The 20,630-nt window shown below is 39.5% G+C and carries 13 protein-coding genes; 9 read left to right on the top strand and 4 right to left on the bottom strand.

Annotated features, from left to right (window positions below; translation table 11 throughout):
- Positions 1-28: 28 nt before the first annotated feature.
- From LPB86_RS20070 to LPB86_RS20060, 3 genes are all read right to left on the bottom strand, one after another.
- Positions 29-313: a SelT/SelW/SelH family protein gene (locus tag LPB86_RS20070; protein WP_230693209.1), complete on the bottom strand. Its 285-nt coding sequence runs from the start codon at positions 311-313 to the stop codon at positions 29-31.
- A 39-nt stretch (positions 314-352) separates the two neighbouring features.
- Positions 353-2,878 carry a family 20 glycosylhydrolase gene (locus LPB86_RS20065; protein WP_230693208.1) on the bottom strand — a complete coding sequence of 842 codons (2,526 nt, stop codon included), beginning with the start codon at positions 2,876-2,878 and terminating at the stop codon, positions 353-355.
- A gap of 61 nt (positions 2,879-2,939) precedes the next feature.
- Positions 2,940-7,235 carry a hybrid sensor histidine kinase/response regulator transcription factor gene (locus tag LPB86_RS20060; protein WP_230693207.1) on the bottom strand — a complete coding sequence of 1,432 codons (4,296 nt, stop codon included), beginning with the start codon at positions 7,233-7,235 and terminating at the stop codon, positions 2,940-2,942.
- 166 nt (positions 7,236-7,401) lie between these two features.
- Here LPB86_RS20060 and LPB86_RS20055 point away from each other — a divergent pair, with 166 nt between their 5' ends.
- The 8 genes from LPB86_RS20055 to cysQ all read left to right on the top strand — a co-directional run bounded on the left by LPB86_RS20055 (position 7,402) and on the right by cysQ (position 17,866).
- Positions 7,402-7,614 carry a hypothetical protein gene (locus tag LPB86_RS20055; protein WP_230693206.1) on the top strand — a complete coding sequence of 71 codons (213 nt, stop codon included), beginning with the start codon at positions 7,402-7,404 and terminating at the stop codon, positions 7,612-7,614.
- A gap of 105 nt (positions 7,615-7,719) precedes the next feature.
- Positions 7,720-10,812: a TonB-dependent receptor gene (locus tag LPB86_RS20050; RefSeq protein WP_230693205.1), complete on the top strand. Its 3,093-nt coding sequence runs from the start codon at positions 7,720-7,722 to the stop codon at positions 10,810-10,812.
- Between the two features lie 20 nt (positions 10,813-10,832).
- Positions 10,833-12,404 (top strand): RagB/SusD family nutrient uptake outer membrane protein, encoded by a 1,572-nt coding sequence (locus LPB86_RS20045; protein WP_230693204.1) that lies wholly within the window; start codon positions 10,833-10,835, stop codon positions 12,402-12,404.
- 59 nt (positions 12,405-12,463) lie between these two features.
- Positions 12,464-13,894 (top strand): aryl-sulfate sulfotransferase, encoded by a 1,431-nt coding sequence (locus LPB86_RS20040; protein WP_230693203.1) that lies wholly within the window; start codon positions 12,464-12,466, stop codon positions 13,892-13,894.
- Entirely contained in the window at positions 13,887-15,104 is a 1,218-nt protein-coding gene (gene chrA / locus LPB86_RS20035; RefSeq protein WP_230693202.1) for a chromate efflux transporter, read from the top strand. The genes LPB86_RS20040 and chrA overlap by 8 nt, the downstream gene beginning before the upstream one ends.
- A gap of 8 nt (positions 15,105-15,112) precedes the next feature.
- Positions 15,113-16,126, top strand: a complete 1,014-nt coding sequence (locus LPB86_RS20030) for a sulfotransferase (protein ID WP_230693201.1) — start codon at positions 15,113-15,115, stop codon at positions 16,124-16,126.
- A gap of 9 nt (positions 16,127-16,135) precedes the next feature.
- The gene (locus LPB86_RS20025; protein ID WP_230693200.1) at positions 16,136-17,095 is read left to right on the top strand and encodes a glycoside hydrolase family 16 protein; all 960 of its coding nucleotides are present in this window, start codon (positions 16,136-16,138) and stop codon (positions 17,093-17,095) included.
- A gap of 9 nt (positions 17,096-17,104) precedes the next feature.
- Entirely contained in the window at positions 17,105-17,866 is a 762-nt protein-coding gene (cysQ, locus tag LPB86_RS20020) for a 3'(2'),5'-bisphosphate nucleotidase CysQ (RefSeq protein WP_230693199.1), read from the top strand.
- On the opposite strand, the gene cysC is transcribed toward cysQ, so the two are convergent.
- Positions 17,815-18,381 carry an adenylyl-sulfate kinase gene (gene cysC / locus LPB86_RS20015; RefSeq protein WP_230693198.1) on the bottom strand — a complete coding sequence of 189 codons (567 nt, stop codon included), beginning with the start codon at positions 18,379-18,381 and terminating at the stop codon, positions 17,815-17,817. The genes cysQ and cysC overlap by 52 nt on opposite strands.
- A 120-nt stretch (positions 18,382-18,501) precedes the next feature.
- Between cysC and LPB86_RS20010 the strand changes: the two genes are divergently transcribed.
- Positions 18,502-20,553 (top strand): hypothetical protein, encoded by a 2,052-nt coding sequence (locus LPB86_RS20010; RefSeq protein ID WP_230693197.1) that lies wholly within the window; start codon positions 18,502-18,504, stop codon positions 20,551-20,553.
- Positions 20,554-20,630: the final 77 nt, after the last annotated feature.

The raw sequence follows: 20,630 nt of genomic DNA, 5'->3' as shown, positions 1-20,630 counted from the left end.
TGATGTAGGGTAAGAAAGGCCTGGCCCACTATTTTCCTTTATCAGAATGCCCCAGGTCTTTCTCCGGACTAACCACATCACGAACCAATTGCTTTAATGCTTTAATCTCTGGAAAATGCCCACTTTCCTTCCTGTCAAACACAACATCGCCGTCTATCCTTATGATAAATGTGCCCCCGGTTTCACTGGGTTGTAGCAACACACCATGTAAATCATCAGTAAAAGTGCTCAGCAGTTCCTGCGCCATATAGGCAGAACGCAGCATCCATCCACATTTCGGGCAATATTCAATAGCAACAACAGGTTTCAGCATTTAGCAACAACTTAAGTAATTACAAAGATTGCAATATCGTTATTTATTGGTGATAAAAACGGTTTTACCCCCACGGCCATTCTTGTTAAATACACGAAGCCCTATTTTACCCTTCATCGTTATGGGTTTAAGATAATTGCGGCTCTTCACATTTGGGATACTGCCATCCGTAGTATATTTAATCAGCATACCTGGAAACTGAACATTAGCCAATACCTGTCCATTTTCATTTGTTACCCCCGGTTCAGGAATTCTGTAAGTAAAACCATGGTGGTAACGGTCTAACCTTGGCAGTTCTCTTTTTCCCAATACATTCACAAATTCATTCCACGCGGCATTATAAGCAGGATTATTTAATGTGTTCTCTCCAATAGCAGACCATTTAGGATCTTCAGACCATGCTCTTTCTGCAGCGGCCATTAATTTGGGTAGCAATAAATATTCAAAAGCCAGCGTATCCGTTAGCGTTTCACTCCAAAGCGCAGCCTGTAAACCCACAATATTGTGTTTGAATGCCGGATTTAGCAGATCTTTGTCTTTAAAAAAATCCTGTTTTACAGGGTCGCCATACTCATTCTCTGTAATGCTTTTATAGTAGTTATAAGGAATAAATCCAAAAGGCTTATTGATGTCTACATAGCCCGCCCAATTCATGCCGGCCTCGTAAAAGCTTTTGTTATAGGCCATATCCAGGTACATGTTGGTCACATTAGAAAGCACCACCTTAAAATCAGCATTTGCAAGTCTATAAGCCAAATCTTCAGATCCTGTCCCAATAATATTGTTCCATACATCTACCTGATAGTTTGATCCTTTCAGCGCCTCATCAGCTACCAAAACCTGTCTTCCATTTTTGTCAGCATGTTTCAGCGCAATCTCTTCCCAGCCATATAAAGAAAGGTTTCGGGCTTTAAGGAGGGCATTCACCTTTTTAAAATAATGCCTCCACAAGTCGTCTGTATTCCTAAGCGCTGTATCTTGCAACATCAACTTACGGATTGCCGGAGAATTGCTCCACACCCCTTTGGGTACCTCGTCGCCCCCCATATGTATGGTGGTCAATGGCGCCTTAGCATCCTTATAAATAGCAACAATTTCGGTAATTACCTGTTCCAGGAAGCGGTAAGATGAGGGGAGGGCCACATTCAATACATTGTCATTCCAGCCCTGTACAGATCTGTAAATGGATTGATCTGCCGTATCCCTTAATAAAAATTCCTCTGCATTTTTCAAGTCACCTTTAGCAAGTAATTTTAAATATCGGGCATCCATAGATTTTATAGCTGCTCTGGCATGGCCCGGCGTTTCAATTTCCGGAATAACTTTAATATGCCTTGCCGTGGCGTACTTTAAAATTTCTTTAAAATCTTCTACAGTGTAAAAGCCAGTCCCGCTGTGCCCGTTTGCAGCGGCACCCGAGCCGTAAGATGGGGGCAGGATGCCCTTGCCATCCATAGTATAACCTCTGGTTGCACCTGTTTCCGTAAGTTCCGGTAGCCCTGGAATTTGCAGCCTCCAACCTTCATCATCAACCAAATGAAAATGTAGCACATTTAATTTGTACAAGCTCATCACATCCAGCGTTTTTAGAATCTGAGATTTTGGGAGGAAATTTCTGGCTACATCAACCAGTAATGCCCGGTGTTTAAACCTGGCAGAATCCAGTACCTCTACAGTATTAAGTTTTATGGCCGATTTTATAACCTTTCCATAAGCTGGTGATGCCAGTGTTTTCAAAGACTGGATGCCATAAAAAATTCCAGACGCAGTTCCCGAGGCCAATTTAATTCCCTTAGTACTTACATTTAAAGTATAGGCATTTCCAAGCGTTGGGGCATATATAAGGTTAATGCCGTTTGGCGCATCTGCCAAGTCATTAGAAATGCTCAGTTTAGTCGGCATTACTTTGGCAAGTTCTTCTTGAAGTAATTTAGCCTCAGTTTCAAATCGGGCATCGGTCACAATCTGTGTTTTTCCGTTCAATTCCAGCCAGGCACCCGTTTCCTTATATTTAACAGGCTTTGGAAAAATCTTGATTAGCCCATCTTCTGCAAGTTCTGTAATTGTGCTGTTGGCTAAATAGCTGGTTTGCGCAATTGAGAGTTCAATGGTATCTGTCTTTTTACTCTTGTTTTTAAGGCCAAAATATGCTTTAGGATTGGCTTTATCTACCAGAAAAAAGCCCGATGGAAGTTCAGTGTAGTTTCTAATGCCAGGAATTAGAAATTCTATCCGGTGTGCTTTTCCTGTAAGCAGGGGCTTGTATTTGTCATTGGGATACAAATAATGCAAATCACCATTAACCTGTTTAATGTCGTACATTAGTCCTTCAGCAGCCTTTAGCTTAGGCACCTTTATAGAATTAAAATAGATGCCCCAGTTTTTGCCTGCCAGGGTGTGCCCAGGTTCAATACTAAACAAAAAGGTCGTAGCCTTATCTTTTATCTCCCATTCATAAACATATTTGTTTTTAGAAGATTGACCGAAAGAATTTAACGTCACAATGATAGTTAGCAAAATAACAAGGCCAACAAGCCGGAAGTTTGATTTGGTGTAAAAGCTCATAAAACAAAGCTATTTTATTAGCCATCTCAAACATTTCCAATAGTCCGTAATCTGTGTAATTTTAGTCGCTCAGCTTGTCATCCTCAAGAAAAGGTTTGTCTTTAGGAAGCTTGGCTTTTAGTTTTTGCACATAATCTTTAGGACCTATGTCGTATTTTTTCACAAAACTCTTGGTAAAATAAGAGGGGGTTGCAAAGCCAACCTCATAAGCAATTTGGCTAATGTTTAATTTCCCTTCCTGTAATAGCCTGATGGATTTTTTAAGCCTGATGTTTTTAATAAAATCGTGTACACCCGTTCCTGTCAATGCTTTAAATTTAGCATACAGTACCGTTCTGCTCATGCCGGCCAGCTCACAAATCTTTTTATAGTCCAGATCTGTATCATTCAGGTGTTCTTCAACATATGCATTCATCTTCTCAATAAACTCTTCGTCAAGTTTGTTGTAGCTAATTCCCTCAGGAAGCAGGTCTTCTGATCCGGAAAATCTCTTTTTAACGTTCTCCTGATTCCTGATTAGGTTCAGGATCACCCGGAAAAGAATCTTTTGGTTAATCGGTTTGGTTAAAAAAGCATCAGAGCCAGCCTCGTAAGAGGCCAGTTGCCCACGCTCTCCTGTGTTGCTTGTAATAAGAATAATGGGAATGTGGCTGGTGCTGTATTGCCCTTTCATGCGGTTACAAAATTCAAGGCCATTCATCACTGGCATCATCATATCCGTAATAATCATATCCGGTTGCGCATCTGTAGCAATCTTTAAGCCCTCTTCCCCATTTCCGGCTTCAAAAATTTCAAAGGTTCCAGAGAGCAGCAACTTAACAAAGTTTCTGATTTCTTCATTGTCATCCACAATCAAGATTCTTTTACCTTTCAATAACGCTGCGTCTTCCTGTGCAAAATTGACTTTCTCTGGCATAAAAGCAAGGCCAGGTTCTGGCAAATCAACATTGCTGTTGGTGCTGCCGACAGATTTTGGAAGGGTAATGGTAAATATCGATCCTACATCTTTAACGCTGCTAATATCCAGCGATCCTTTGTTAATCTGTATAAATTCTTTAACAAGCTGTAAACCAAGGCGGGTTCCTGTTTCGCCAGAGGTGCCATAAGAAATGGATTTGTCCTGGTCCTGATGAATATCGCGAACCTGTTTCTCGCTCATTCCAATGCCAGTGTCTTCAAATTTCAAGATCACTTCAGTATCCGTTTGCCTGGAAGTAATGGTAATGCGCCCATTTCTATTCGTAAACTTAATGCTGTTGTTGATTAGGTTCCGTACAATAGCATCCAGCATGTGTTTGTCTGCCGTTACCACATGGCCAATGTTAATATCCAGGTGTGCACTTATGCTTTTATTGGTCAACTGGGTTTCTGCCAGGAAAATGTTTTTCATCACCAGTTCATGAACATTGATCTGCAAAGGCTCGTAAGACAGGTTTTGAGATTGTGTCCTTGCCCAGTCCAGCAGGTTTACCACAAGCTCATTAATAGAATTAGAAGCATTGCTGATGTCCTTTGTTTGGGCCTGAATCTCTTCCTGATTCATTTGCGAAAGCTTTCTGTGCAATTGCTCAGAAATCCCATGCAAGGCCGTTACTGGGTTTTTAAGGTCATGCGCAATCATAGAAAATAATTTATCTTTCGTCTTATTGCTTCCTTCCAGTTCATTTACAGTACGCTCAAGGTCTTGCTTTTGAACCACAATATGCTGCTGCTGATCCAGGATTTTATCCGTTTTACGCTGAATCTCCTTATTAGATTCCTCCAGGTAAAAGTTCTGCACCTGTATTTTCTCATTACTTTCCAGCAAAATTGAATTCGTCTCAGAGAGTTCATGTGTTCTGGAAGCCACTTCTTTCTCCAGTTGCAGGTTTCTGCTTCGTATTGCCGCCAATCTATAATAAAAAAATAAAACTACAGCACCAATAACCAGCAGCAGTTCCAAAAGAATAAACCACCAGGTTTTCCAGAAGGGGGGAGTAATCACAAGTACAATTTCCGAAACCGCGTCAGACCATTGCCCTTCACTATCGGTTCCTTTAACCTGCAGTATATACTTTCCCGCATCAAGATTGGTAAAGGTTACATTGTTTTTGCTACCCAGATCATGCCATTTGTCGTCAAAGCCTTTAAGTTGGTACTGGTATTTTTTCTTTTCCTTTGATGCAAAATTCAAGGATGCAAACTCAAATGAAAATACCGAAAGGTAATATGGGATAACAATTTTTTTGGTTTCAGAAATGGTTGCCTTTAAAGGAGAGTCAGCATCTTCATTTTCGGCTACAGGAACATTTTTATTAAAGATCTGGAAGTTGGTAAAAACGATGCTGGAAGGTGCTGGCTTTCTGTCCATGCTTTCCGGTAAAAAAGAGTTAAACCCATTTTTACCACCAAAATACAGTCTCCCGGCACTGCTCATCAGGTTGCCATATTTAAATTCATTGTCCTGCAGGCCATCCTCTACAGTAAAATTCTTAATGGCGTTTCCTGGTCCAATTCTGCTCAAGCCTTTATTAGTACTAATCCAAATATGTCCCTTTTTATCGCCTAAAACCGAAGTTATTACATCGTTGGCGAGGCCATTCTCTGTAAAAAATACTGTGTTTTTATAAGTAACAGGATTAAATTTATTTAAGCCAAAGTTTGTAGCCAGCCACAAAAAGCCTTTCGCATCCTCATAAATAGAACCAATTCTATCATTACTAATCCCGGCATTCTGGTAAGGCTTAGAAATAAAGCGTTGTTGTTTTTCATCAAAAAGGTTCAACCCTCCACCATCAGTACCTATCCATAAATTGCCTTTCCGGTCTTCCTTAAGCGTTAAAATGTAGTTGCTGCTAATGCTGGACGGATTTTTTTCATCATGAACAAAATGTTTAAAAACGTGCTCCTTTTCTAAATATAGATCCAATCCACCACCATATGTTCCTACCCAGATCCTGCCTTTACTGTCCTTTAATATATAAAAAGCATAATCGCTGCTTAAACTTCCGGGCTCATTAGCGCTGTGCTTAAAGTGCCTGTATTGTTGGTTGGGGCTAATTACACTAATGCCGTTAGCCCAGGTGCCTACCCAAATATTATGGTTATCGTCTTCTGCTACAGATAGCACATAGTTGCCACATATACTGCCAGTGTTGCTTGCCTGGTGTTTATAAACTTCAAATCTGCCAGATTTTTCATTAAACTTATTAAGTCCACCACCATCTGTACCTATCCAAATGTTGTTTTTGCTGTCCTCAAAAAATGAATTTACGATATTGTTGCTCAGACTATTTGCACCATCTTTGTGGCGGTAGTGTTCAAACATTACCGCGTTCGGGTTGGTCATGCAAATTCCGGCATTAGAGGTACCCATCCACATGTTTCCAGAGGCATCTTTTTTAATACAATTGATGGTATTGCTGCTGATGCTTTTGCGGTCGTTTTCTGAATGAAGGTAAGTAACCACTTGATAGGTAGGAGGGTTCAAAATAAACAAGCCACCATTTTCTGTGCCCACCCACAGGTTGCCCGTATTATCTTCTGCAATACACAACAAGTAATTTTGGTTTACACTAATGGCGGTTTGGTTTTTATGCAGTGCTGAAATACCAATAAATTTTTGGTTCTCTTTCTTAAACAAATTTAAGCCCCCCCCGTATGTGCCAATCCAGATATTTCTTTTTTTGTCCTCAAAAATAAATTTGATGTGGTTGTCTGTCAACACAACCTGATTGTTGTTGTTATAATAGCGTTTAAAACGTTTTGTAGCAGCATACCATACATTTACACCTTTTCCATTTGTACCAATCCAAATGTTCCCTTCAGTATCCTGTGTAATGCAAGTCACATTATTGCTGCTCAACGTTTCCGGATTTTTTGGATTGTGCTTATAGCAGGTAAGTTTGCCTGTATCCTCCCTATAACTAAAAAGCCCCTCATCCCTAGTCCCAATCCACACCAATCCTGTTTTATCGTGAAATATGCATTGTATCCCTTTTATAGTATGGAGCACATTATTTACAAATTTCTCTTTGTTCAGGTTAAACCTGATTAAGGTTTCTTCACCCGTGCCAATCCATAAAAAGCCTTTTTTATCTTCTGTTATGGTTTGAATATCGTTAGATCCTATGCTGCTTTTATCCTGAAAGCTCTTTTTGTAAACCGTAAAATTGTATCCGTCATATTTATTTAAGCCATCCTTTGTACCAAACCAAAGGAAGCCTGTATTGTCTTGTAATATATGGTGCACGTTACTTTGAGATAATCCGTCTTTAGTACCAATAGATTCAAACCTTAAATTGCTAACCTGCGCAAATAGATCCGGATTATAGGCAAAATAAAGGAAGAAAAAGATGTAATAAAGCTTTTTAAACATAATAAGGGGCTATCTGCCGGATGAATATAGGGATAATTGGCTTGCAGTTCAAAAAATATAGTCTGGTATTTCTTGTTTGGATGGATTTCCCATAAAACAGGACTATTGGAAAGTTTCAAACTTACTTAACCCTTAGTTTTACATCATCAACAAAACCACATTCATCATGAAGATAACACCTTTTATAGTATGTATGTCTTTAGCAAACATTTTTAGAAGTGCCAGTTCTTTCGCACATGTGTATTTTGGTGATTTTACAGGGAAAAAATTAAATACTCGCCTATGGAATGTTGCAAACTGGAAATGGGCAGAAAACATAAAGTTGGGGATCCTCGGGGGGGTGGTCCCTGACAATGTTTTCATAACGGTGGAGGTGTAATTGTTACCAAACAAAAATTTGCTTCCCGAAGTTTATAAAATAAGGGCAAAAAACCAACTGAAAGTATCTGAGAACCACAAATAATTAAATTAATAAAACCTAACCATGATGATGAATTTTTACAAAACAGCTATTTACCAGCAAACTGGTAAACGATATTTGATGCTGCTGCTGGGATTTTTTATTCTGAACAATTCTTTTGGCTTATTTGCCGCGCATGCGCAACAGCAAATAAGCGGAGTTGTAACAGCTGCTGACGATAAAAGTACGTTGCCAGGCGTATATGTTACCCAGAAGGGTACAAAAAACAGTACCTCTACTGATGCTAACGGTGCCTTCAAAATTACAGTTCCAGCGGGTGCGGTATTGGAGTTTAGAATGATTGGCTATCTGAATCAGGAAGTTAAAATAGACAGCAGGACTAGTTATAGTGTAAGTCTTGCTGTAGATGTGAAGGCTTTAAATGAGGTACTGGTTGTAGGGTATGGAAGCAAAAATAAGAGCACTTTTACAGGTTCGGCCGTTACTTTAAACGCAGAAGATCTAAATAAATCTTCACTTTCTGTAGCTAACCTTTTGCAAGGTAGGGCTGCCGGTGTTCAGGTAAGTCAAAATAATGGTACGCCAGGTGCTGCTTTATCTATACGTGTTCGGGGAACAAACTCTTTAAATGCAGATAGTGAACCTTTGTATGTAATAGATGGTTTCCCAACTAACTCGGGTGTTGGTTTTACACTTAATCCAGATGATATTGCCTCCATGACCATCTTAAAAGATGCAGCTTCTACCTCTATTTATGGAGCCAGGGGCGCAAATGGGGTAATTATGATCACCACCAAAAGTGGCGCTAATAAAGCGAGTAAATTAAATGTAAACAGCTCTTTCGGTCTTCAAAATGTAATAGATCGTTATGATTTGGTAGGGCCTTACGATCATGCCTTAAGGCTAAACAGAATTGCTGCGTTGGATGGAAACCAGCCTCCTTATGGAACCGGACGTTTAGACTCTTTGCAAAGAGGATTATTGGGGACAGATTGGCAGGATGAGGTTTTTAGACTGGCACAGGTAGAAAATCATTCCATCAATTTTATTGGAGGATCGGATAAAACCTCAGTTTATTCTAGTTTTGATTATTTGAATCAGGAAGGGGTGATTGTACATTCTAATTTTAGGAGAATAGGAGCCAGGGTTAACGCCGATCATAGAATAAATGATAAGTTTAAAATGACGGCCAGGGTGTTTGGTAACTATGGTGTTCAAAATGATCTTCCCCTGGCACCATCTTCTATTAATGGTTTTCTTAAACAGGTGATAAAAGCGAATCCTGCCTCTACTTACGATTCTGGAGTTGCGCCAAGTCTTGATGCGCAAAATCCTTTACATTTTGTACAGGCTACGGATAGAGAGAACCTAAATTACCGTACCAATGGTTATTTCTCTCTACAATATGAACCCATAAAAAATCTGAAACTGCAATCAGATTTTGGTGCCGATATCAACAATACTAAAAATTCTTATTTCGCTCCTTCTACAGTGCCTCTTGCCTCTGCCAGTAAAGGTATTGCAACGGTAACTCAAATAGCAGAGCACGATCTTATTTTTAACCCTACTGCTACCTACAGCATAAAAAGTAAGAAACACAATGCTACAGTATTATTGGGCTATAATCATCAATTTACCAGCTATTCTGAAGAAGGTATAACCGCTACAAATTTTAGTAGTGATGATTTGGGTTATAACAATTTAGCCACTGCGCAGGATTTTGGCGCCTATTCCGGAAAAAACAGAATTATCAGAAAAGGTTGGTTTGGTAGAGTAGACTACGATTTTAACGATAAATACATTTTTAGTGGTACCTATAGGATTGATGGTTCCTCTGTTTTTGGAGCAAACAATAAATTAGGTTATTTCCCTTCTGCAGCTTTTGCATGGCGTTTTAATCAGGAAGATTTTATTCAGGATTTAGGCATTTTCTCTACTGGTAAGGCAAGACTTAGTTATGGTATAACAGGAAATGACCGTATACAATCGGGTATTTCTTTAGCTACTTTTTCGAGTAATAATGCGTTCAGGTATACTTTTGATGGGTTAACCAGTGTAGTTGGAACAGGTGTTACCAGGCTTTCAAATGCCAATTTGAAATGGGAAGAAACAGCTGCCCTGGACATAGGTTTGGAATTAGGTTTCTTCACCAATCGTATCATTATAGAAGCAGACTATTATAACAAGCAAACCAACGACCTTTTATTAGACAGAACTATCCCTACATCTCTTGGTTTTACGACAAGATTTGGCAACAGTGGGAAAGTACAGAACAGAGGGTTTGAACTTTCTTTACAGACCCAGAATATCGTAAAGGGTGATTTTAAATGGAATAGCACGATTACTTTTGCGTCAAACAAAAGTGAAGTATTAGAAATGGGAGGAACCAATGCTGATATTTTTGTAGGAAATTTTAGTCCAGATGGGGCTGCCGGTTTTGCAAGTCCGTTTATTATCAGAAAGGGAGAACCTCTGGGCGCTATTTATGGATATGTTTACGACGGTATCATTCAGGTAGGCGATCCTGTGTTAACCAGTACACATCGAAACGCAGCTCCTGGAGATCCTAAATTCGTAGATCTTAACGGAGATGGCATTCTAAACGCAGATGACAGACAAGTTTTAGGTACAGGTATTCCAAAATTAACCTACGGTTTTACAAATAATATCACGTACAAGAATTTTAATCTGGATATTGTTATTCAAGGCCAAAGTGGAGGGAAGTTATTTAATGCCCAAAAAGTAGATATGTTAAACCCACTTACCCAGGGTAACGTGTTTAATGAGGTGATCACTGATACATGGAGTACGCAAAATACATCAGGAACAATTCCCAGGAGAGGTTTTTATGGGATTACACATGGCAGTTTTGTAAATTCCAGGTTTGTAGAAAGTTCAGATTTTGTACGGTTGAGGAATGTTACCTTGAGCTACAATTTGCCGTTTAACGCACTAAAAAAAATCGGTATCTTTAATCTTAACGTCTTTGTTAATGCTCAGAATCTGTTTACAATATCTAATTATTCTGGTTTAGATCCCGAAGTTGGAAACCTGGCCACTAATACGGCACAAAATAGAAATGTTGCGCGGGGCATAGATTTTAATTCATATCCGGTAAGCAGAATGTACACATTAGGAACCAAAATAACTTTTTAATAAATTTAAGGAATAGAGTTATGAAAAATATATATAAGTCAGTAATAATAGGTTCGCTTTTGGCAGGTTTGGTTTTTCAAAGTTGCGAGAAAGGGTTAAAAGATGAAACGTTTTCTTCTTATGATGAAAATGTGCTAACCAAACCAGTGCATGCCGAGCAGGCTGTTCGTGGTGCATACGCTGCGTTAAATAACGGTGGTCATGGTTACTATGCAGGCAGGTTGTATCAACTATATGAGTATCCAACAGATATCGTAACTTCAAGAGCTACTTCTGCTCAGCAAGTGAACCTGGACCAGCTCATTTACGACGCAAATAATGCAACGATTAACAGTGTGTGGACAGATATTTATCGTTTGGTGTCCAGAACCAATGAAGCAGAGGCATTAATTAACCGGATAGATTATGTAGGGAATCATGATACAGATCAGCATAAAAGAGAAAACTTAGGAGAAGTAAAGTTTCTTAGGGCATTGGCGTATTATGATCTTACAGCCATTTGGGGTGGTGTTCCATTAATTATCAAAGCATCTGCCGAGTATACAGATGCGGACGAAAATCCTCCGATCGCACCTTTAGCTGATGTAGAAAATGCAATTATTGCTGATCTGACCTATGCTGAAGTAAATCTTCCTTCAGGCGCTAGAACAACAGAAGTTGCACGAGCTACACAAGCAGCAGCGAAATCTTTGCTTGCCAGATTATACATGAGGAGAAGAGAGTGGCAAAAAGCTGCAGATAAGTGTGCTGAGGTAATAACTGCAGGGGGATATGACCTTAGGACTATTGCGGAGGGGGGCATAACTTCTCTTTACAGTACCGGTAGCAGGTCTGATAATGAATTTATCTTTGTCTTAAAATCTTCCAGCGAGAGTGGTTCTTATGGTATTACTTCTAACAGTTTTGGAATCAACTCTGTACCATGGGATTACAATAAAGGTTGGGGTAACTGGCCAATCAGGTTACAATTTTATGCTACGTTTGCGCAAAATGATCAAAGAAGAAATCTGTTGACTGGTTTTTATAAAGTAGAAACAGCCAACAGATGGATTAGTGTACCAGTGGCATTCGGCGGCAGAGGTGGAACCCCACCAGATACTGTAGCTGCAACAGTGGTCCACAACTTAAAATACCCCCACGTTAATAATTATAATTATGCAGGTTACAATAACGTTCCAATTATTCGTTATGCCGATGTTTTGATGATGAGGGCAGAAGCTTTAAATGAATTGAATGGCCCTGGTCAGAATGTGCTAAGCTTGCTGGATGAGGTAAGAAACAGAAGCGGATTGCCAAACCTGTTGTTAAGTAACTTTACCACTAAAGAGGCCTTAAGAGACTTTATTTTTGATGAAAGGGCTAAAGAGTTCTTTATGGAAGGAAGAAGAAGAGATGATTTATTCAGATGGGGACGCAGTGCGTCCAACGGAACTAACCATTTGTTGAAATTTAGAGAAAAGGTAAGGCCTACTTTAACAGATCAGGCAACGTATTCGGATAACGTCAATTATGAACTATATCCTTATCCCTTAAGTGAAATTCAAAGCAATACCTCTTTTGGACCTCAGCTTAATGCAGGCAGGGTAAAATAAATGTTTTACGGAAGGTTATAAATTCTTATTATGGCCTTCCGTTTAATATAATCCAGAATATGATAAAGATCAAAAAGAACAGTTTCTTAGGAATTGCCGTTGTAAGTTTAATACTAATTGCAGTATTGCTTTGGAAAAAGGAAAGTATATTGAATACAATCTGGCCCTTAAGGATAGAACATATTGATTTGTACCATGTTCCTGAAAATAGACTTCGTTTTAAAATAAAAGTAAAAACAAACAGAAAATCTGATGCTTACCTTAAGTATTGGAAAAAGGGTAGTTCAGATACGTTGTATTCAGAACTTTCCAGTAACTCTTCTGAACACTTGTTGTGGATTTTAAATTCCACCGGAAGAACAGATTATACCTTTCAGGTGATTGCACACAATGCTTCTTCATCTGTTTTAAGTAAGGTATATCCATTAAAGTCTAAATCTATTTATGAAGCTACGCCTGCTTTTAAACTAGAGGAAATGGATAAAGGTTTTGCTAAAGAAATGGAAAATAAGTACTTCTTAACGCAAATTTTAACAGAGCCAGGGTCTGCAATTATTATAGATGGTAAAGGAACTATAGTTTGGTACGAAGTATTTAAAAAAGGGGTTAAGGTAAGCCACTGGACTCCTCAGAGAACGATCATCAATATTGTTGGTTCAGAAAGTATTCCTTCTTCCGGAGGCGACGAAATTATAGAAATGGACCTTGCGGGGAATATAGTTACGCATTTAAAATATGGCCGGAAAGATATGGATAAGCTGGTCCACCATGAAGTTCGCAAAGATGAGGAAGGAAATATCTACGCATTAACTTTTGATAAAAGGACTTTTAATTTATCATCTGTTGGCGGGGCAGTAAAAGACACTGTGCAGGCTGACGGTATAGTGGTCTTTAATAAAGACGGAAAGAAAATTTGGGAATGGTCCTTTTTAGATCAGGTAGACCTATTGGCAGATCCTAATATTTTAAAAACAAAAAAAGATATGGTACATGCCAATTCAGTGTTTAAAGATGCGGAAGGGAATTTTTTAATCTCCTTTCGTGATTTAAATCAGATCTGGAAAATTGACTATAAAACAAAAAAGGTGGTATGGAAATTTGGTAAGGGTGGAGATTTTAAAATGAGCGCACACGATTATTTTAGCGCCCAGCATTTTGCCCACATCAATAAAGATGGTCATCTAATGTTTATGGATAACGGTACGGCTACAAAAATTACAAGAGCATTATCGTTTAAATTGGATGAGCAGGCGCATCAATATACGCCGGAAATAGATGTAGCACTACCTAAAGATTATTTTACCGCGGCAAAAGGCAATGCCCAAATTATTAATGGAGATAAGGTTTTATTTTGTTTAACAGAACCGCAAAGTCTTGTTATCACTGATAAAAAAGGGAAATTCTTGTGGAGAGTAAATATAGATGGAGATCCTTACAGGGTAGAAGAGGTTAAAGATTTTAAAATAGCTAAACCAGTGTGGCATGATTAGTACAATGCAGGATAGCGCAATTGAAAAACAAACGGGATTAAGTTACCTGTTCTTTACCTTTTTAAAGATTGGTTGTATCTCCTTTGGGGGACACATGGCCTTAATCGCGGTGGTGGAAAAAGAAATGATAGAGCGGGACGGGCGCTTAACCCGCGAAGATTTGCTAAATGCCGTGAGCATAGCAAGTTTATTGCCGGGTCCGCTTGCCGTTAATGTAGTTGCTTATATTGGTTATCACCTGCAACTTAAATCGGGCTTAGCGATAAGTATGTTTGCTGTGCTCTTGCCGGCCTGCATACTCATGTATGTGCTTTCCTGGTGTTATTTCAACTACATGCATGTGCAGGGGCTCTCTGATATTATGGTGTATACTGTCGCGGCAGTAAGCGCCATCATTCTTAGTACCGGGTTAAACCTTTTTTTTAAAGAAGTAAAAAGTGATAAAGTTAAGCTGGTATTGTGTTTGGCCTCCATAGCATTGCTTTATTTTGTTAAAGGCTACCTAATTATCGTGTTGCTGATGCTGATTGGTGGATTAACTGGCATGTTTTTTAACCTTGGAAATCAAAATGCCGAAAACGCGACCAGTTTTAAATGGCAAAAACTTAGTCTCAGTGGCAAAGCCGGCTTGTCTACTTTGGTTCTCCTGTACGTTTCTTTTATTTCGGGTGCTTACAAATACACTGAAATTGTCTTTTTAAAAATTACGGCTGTATTTTCAGGCGTTAGCCTTTCCCTATTTGGCGGTGGATATGTGATGATCCCCATCATGCAATCTTTGTTTGTTACAGAATTGAAATGGTTAACAAATCAAGAATTTATAGACAGCATAGCTTTTAGTCAGTTAACCCCTGGGCCCATCCTGGTAAGCGCATTTTTTACAGGTTATAAACTTGCAGGAGTCGCAGGGGCTATACTGGCTACATTGGCTATATTTCTCCCATCCGCAATGCTGATGGTCATGGCAGCTAAAATATTCAGGGAAAATGTCAACTCGGCCCGCGTAAAAAATGCCATGTCCGGTATCAAACCCGTAGTTATTGGGATGATATTGGTTTCCGCACTTAAATTGTTTTTTTCCGTCGCTTATACCCCATTTAGCATAGCCCTGTTTTTTATTGCTTTTATTTTAAGCTTCCGGTTTAAATTTAATCCGGCTTATCTAATTCTAATCTCGCTCATGGCGGGAGTATGGTTTCATTTTAATTAGTAGACAGAATGACAAATAACGGAATACAAATTATCGGCACCCAAAGGTCGGGCTCTAATCTTTTAAGGGTAATTTTAGACCAGTCAGAAGCCATTGCTTCGCCACATCCGCCGCACATTTTGGTTACGTTTATGCCCTTGCTAGAGTCTTACGGGGCATTAGATGCCGTATCTTACCGTCAGCTGGTAAAAGATGTAGTGGCCTATGTAAATGCCAATCCGGTACCTTGGGATGGAGTGGTATTAGATGAAGAGGAGCTGTTTAATCAATCAGAACAATATCACCTGTTTACTTTAAACAGGCTCATCTATGAACAGGCGGCCATCAGTAAAAATGCCAAATACTGGTGTTGTAAAAGTATGGCCAATGTGCATTACGCAGCAGAAATGGAGGCCTTTGGTTTAAAGCCCAAATATGTTTTTTTATATCGGGATGGTCGGGACGTGGCTTGTTCTTTTAAAAAAGCAATAGTTGGCGAAAAACACATCTATCACCTTGCCAAGCAATGGGAGAAAGACCAGGCGGCTTGTATCCGCTTAAAGGACCTGCTTCCGGCAGACCGGTTTTACTCACTTAACTATGAGACCTTAATCACTGATCCTGAAAATGAAATCCGCAGACTGTGTCATTATCTGGATATCGATTATAGTCCAAATATGTTGCAGTTTCATGGCTCTAAAACTTCAAAGCTCACCGCCGCGGCCGGAGAGATGTGGAGCAATTTGGAAAAGCCGATCATCAGCAACAATACCCGTAAGTTTTTAAATGAATTTAAGGGCGATGACCTTGAAATTTTTGAGCTGGTAGCCGGAGAGGTGCTAGAAGCATTAAATTATGAACTTGCATTGCAACATCATGATGCCCGGTTAATTGATGATGAACATCTGGAAAAATACAACCTGGAAAACGTTGCACTTAAAAAGCAGGCAGTAAAAGATGCCAGACAAAGTGACCTTGACAATAGAAAAGGGCAAGCTTCACTTGTTGAAGAAATCAAAGGCAGGGAAGCCGTAACCAATTAAACCTATAACATGAAGATATTTTATTCACTATTTCTGATCCCATTATTGTCATTTGGTGCTTGTAAAAAGACTGTCAAAGAAGATGCTCCAATAATTGAACCCATAGTTACACCTACATTACCAGATGATAACGCCGGAATTGGTGATACCCTGGCTACGGGAATATTTTTCGATACTTTTAGGCTAAGTCTGGACGAAAACAAATGGGAAAAACTACACCAGGTCTGGGGTGTATCGTCAGTAGCTACCTATATCCATGGTGGGGTAATCCGCGAAAATGCATTTACGCGTGACGGCAAAGCTGTACTAAGAGCATTGGGCGATCAGTATGATGGACCATTGCGCGGTGTTAATGGTCAGTCTAAAAGACTGGGCGGTGTAATCAAAACCAAACAACGTTTTGCCTCTGGAAGGTACGAGGTAAGAATGAAAGTTCTGCAAGCTGCCGATATGGGCGTATTATCTGCAGCATGGACATTTTTCTATAAGGAACTTACCGCAGCCAGCGATCCAACGGCTTATCAAAAAGCATTGAATCACGGAAATATAGCTAACAATGGGAAGATCATCCTTAACCACGAAATAGACATCGAAGTTAAAGGTGTCAACCTTGCCGATCCTTTGTTTACCAATTGGATTGGAGAAGCCAGCGCAGAACATGTAAGCCAGAAGGTTAGAACACAAAGATTTGATGACAATGCTTATCATATCTTTCGCTGGGACTGGCACACCGGTGGTGGTGGACAGGAAGCTGTTGTGAATTATTACATAGATGGACAACTGATTACCAGCAGCAATACCCAGGTTCCTTACCGTGCAAGCTATTTTAACGTGGGTAATTGGTTTGCCTGGTGGGCAGGTAATGATACCGGATCTTATAAAGTACCAAATTTTGGTACTAGAGAAATGTTGGTAGATTGGGTAAAAATTACCCCTTTTAATGAAGCAAATGACGATTGGCAATTGTAAATTCGAAAAATGATACAGATCGATATAAAAGAAATCGTAAAAATTGCAGTTCAGGCTGGCGAGGCCATTCTTAAAGTTTACAACGCCCCGGCACCGGTAGCAGTCATGGTAAAAGAAGACAATTCTCCCTTAACCCTCGCAGATGAACTGTCTCATGGTGTTATTATGGAGGGTTTAACGAGGTTGTATCCCGATATTCCTGTACTTTCTGAAGAAGGATCCCAGATTGATTATGAGATCAGGAAAAACTGGACACGTTACTGGTGTGTAGATCCGCTGGATGGTACAAAAGAGTTTATCAAACGAAATGGGGAGTTTACGGTTAATATCGCCCTGATGGAAAATAATAAACCCGTATTGGGTGTAATTTATGCCCCTGTTTTAAATGATATTTATTACGGCAGCGTAGCGGGGGGTAGCTGGATGCAAGTTCCGGGACAGGAAGCAGTACAGATTAAAGCAGATGTGGACGCTACAGAGTGGTTGGCCATTGGTAGTCGCTCACATGCCGATGAAGAGGAAGAAAACGTACTTAAAGCATTTCCGGTAACAGGTAAACTTTCTATTGGCAGTTCACTGAAATTTTGTCTCATTGCATCTGGCAAGGCACATATCTATTATAGAAAAGGCCCTACTATGGAATGGGATACCGCTGCGGGTCATGCAATTGCCCTTGGAAGTGGCGCTATTATGCTCAATGCAGAACAGCAAGAATTTATTTATAATAAACCCTCTTTACTTAATCCGGGATTCTTCTGTATGGTTAAATAGGTATACAATTGATCCAGGCATTGCGATAATGAATCTTTGTCTGTGGAAATGATAAGGTCTGGCTGGCTCGGGCGTTCAAATTCAGAACCCATTCCAGTCAGATTTTTTAAGGTTTTTTCCTCTGCCATTTTGTAAAGCCCTTTAACATCCCGCTCTGCACAAACAGAGATAGGACAATCTATAAAAACTTCATAATACATATCAGCCAAAATAGCTTTCGCAATTTCCCTGTGACTTTGCAGGGGAGTAATAAATGAGCAAATCACTACAATGCCTTTAGCTGCCATTATTTTTGCAGTTTCGGCGGCCCTTCTTATATTTTCAGCACGATCATCCATGCTAAAACCGAGGTTGGAATTTAAGCCTTTTCGTAATTCATCTCCATCCAGTTGAATGGCAAGTACATTTTCTTGCGTCAGCTTTTGCTCCAGTAAGTTTGATAAGGTACTTTTTCCAGCTCCAGAAAACCCGAGCATCCAGATCACCATTCCCTTTTGGTTTGATACTAATTTCATCACCCCTAAAATAGGTTTTTATCCTGTGATTTGTGGCATGGGTTTAAGAAAATAAAATATTAGATAGATGTATTTTGTTTGCAACTTGGACGGGGAATGTTAGCTTTGCGAAAAAAAATCATGAAAAAAACGCTCTTACTTTCTGCAGCAATTTTATTGTTTGCAAATGCATTCGCGCAAAATCCCGTTCAGCCTGTATCTGCTGACAATCCCTGGAATAACCGTCCCGATGTGGTCATTAAGGGCGAAGAATTGAAGAACTTTCCCGGAGGGCAATTATTTGAAATGTTGCTGGGCCGCCTTCCTGGTTTTGATCAGGTTAATCCTACACAAACTGCTATAACCATTGTTGTTGATGGTTTTGTCTGGACAAACATTGATGCCCTAAATATCAATAATATTGAAGAGATCGCCTATTATCGTGGTGGATTGAACACTAAATTTGGTGTCCAGAATGTTAGCCCCGGGGGTGTTTTATACATCACCAGTAAATCTGCTAAATTTAATCAGCCTCTCCGTGCAGATGTAAATACTATAGTAGGTAGTAGCAGCCTTAAAAAAGATGGCGACAAAGACCATTCTATTTTTCAGAGCTACCACGTTGCTTTGAGTCAGGGATCAGAAAAACTCTCCTGGCGAGCTGCTGCGGTTTTTAATGAAAATAGCAGGAGTTTTAACGAATTGGATTTTACGCATCAGTTCCAGCTAAATGGGGATGTAAGATTTAGTCCTTTAAAATGGCTTGATTTAGGCGCCAATGTCAATTATGCCCCTTTAGAAGGAGATTCTGAGTTTAAATGGAATCCCGTTGTTTCATACGGCCGTTCCGGAAGCCAGTCAACTATTAATCAAGACAATTGGAATGGTAACTTTTATGTAAAGCTTAGTCCTGTAAAGGGACTGGTAAATGAAACCCGGATTTTGAGAAATAATGTACTAGCTGAACAAGACGATTATACATCCTCCGTATATGATTTCGATGCGGGAAGGCAAGTAAACAGTACTTCGCTTACGAACCAGCTTTACCGAAACATTGCCGTATTGAACGAATTAAGTTATCGGTTTGGATTAAAAGAAGATCGGATTAAGTTCAAATTGGCATCTAATTTTCAGTTCAATGATCAGAGGACAAGAACAGAACTTCAGCAAAACACATATACTGGCGCTGTAGGCGCTAATCCTGGAAATACCCAGTCTACACGTATGTACTGGATTGCATTAAAGTCCAAAACCTATACTTATAGTGGCGATTTTTTTGTCAATATTTTTGATATTTTATCGCTGCAGGCTGGTTTAAGAGGAGATCATTTTAAAGGAGATGACAAGAGACTTTTTTTTTCGCCATATTATTATGCTGACTTAAGCTTGAAAAATCTTTTTCTAAAAGATGTGAATCCCATAAATGAAGTTCTTCTCTTTGGCTCATATGGTCAATACCTTTCCGGGATAAATATAATTTCATCAGCACTTCCAGTGTCAGGCATACCGACTCAAATTCCTTCTTTCAATGGATTTTCTGAATTTTCTGGTCTTGAAAATGATAAAATGAGGATGCAAAGCTATGGCCTCAAGACCAGGTTTCTTAATCGGGTAAGTTTGTCTGCCGATTGGTATAAGAATGACAATTATAATTATATCGCCTATAATTATAATTATCCCTTCGGGTCTAGCCTTGTTTATGCTCTTTTCCCCGTCGACAATACCGGATGGCGGATTTGGAGCACCGCGGAGATTTTTAACAAGCAAAAATTTAAATGGAATGCCGGACTAAATGTATTTAGAAATAACGTGAAAATTGGGACATTACCAGGTACTGTGACTATGGCTGGGACTAATGTTTTGGAAAATAAAACCGCTACTCAGGCCGGAATGCAACACGATTTATTTTATGCAAATTTCTCCTTGAGCACCAATACTGCTGCTTATTTTAACCATCCTGTATTCTCATCCAATCTAGTTGGTAATGGTGCTTTAAGGACATTAGAAAAAGCATCCTTCATCAATTTGAACTATCTTTCCCTGGGTTATAACCTGAAAGAAAGGATCGGAGGCGCAACTTTAAGGAATCTAAATGTTGCTTTTGTTGCCAGAAATCTGACGCAGAGGAAAAAGAACCTTAGCGACTATACGCTTTCTAAAACTTTAGGACTAGCTGTAAACGCGAGCTTTTAAATTGTGATTTCGATAATTCCCATCAGTTGTTATTCCTATTGATGGGAATTTTATCATTACCATCCGTTCACACTGTC

Source organism: Pedobacter sp. MC2016-14, from assembly GCF_020991475.1.
Classification (GTDB): Bacteria; Bacteroidota; Bacteroidia; order Sphingobacteriales; family Sphingobacteriaceae; genus Pedobacter.
The sequence above is the reverse complement of the archived record's forward strand: the minus strand, read 5'-3'. Positions and strand labels throughout refer to the sequence as shown.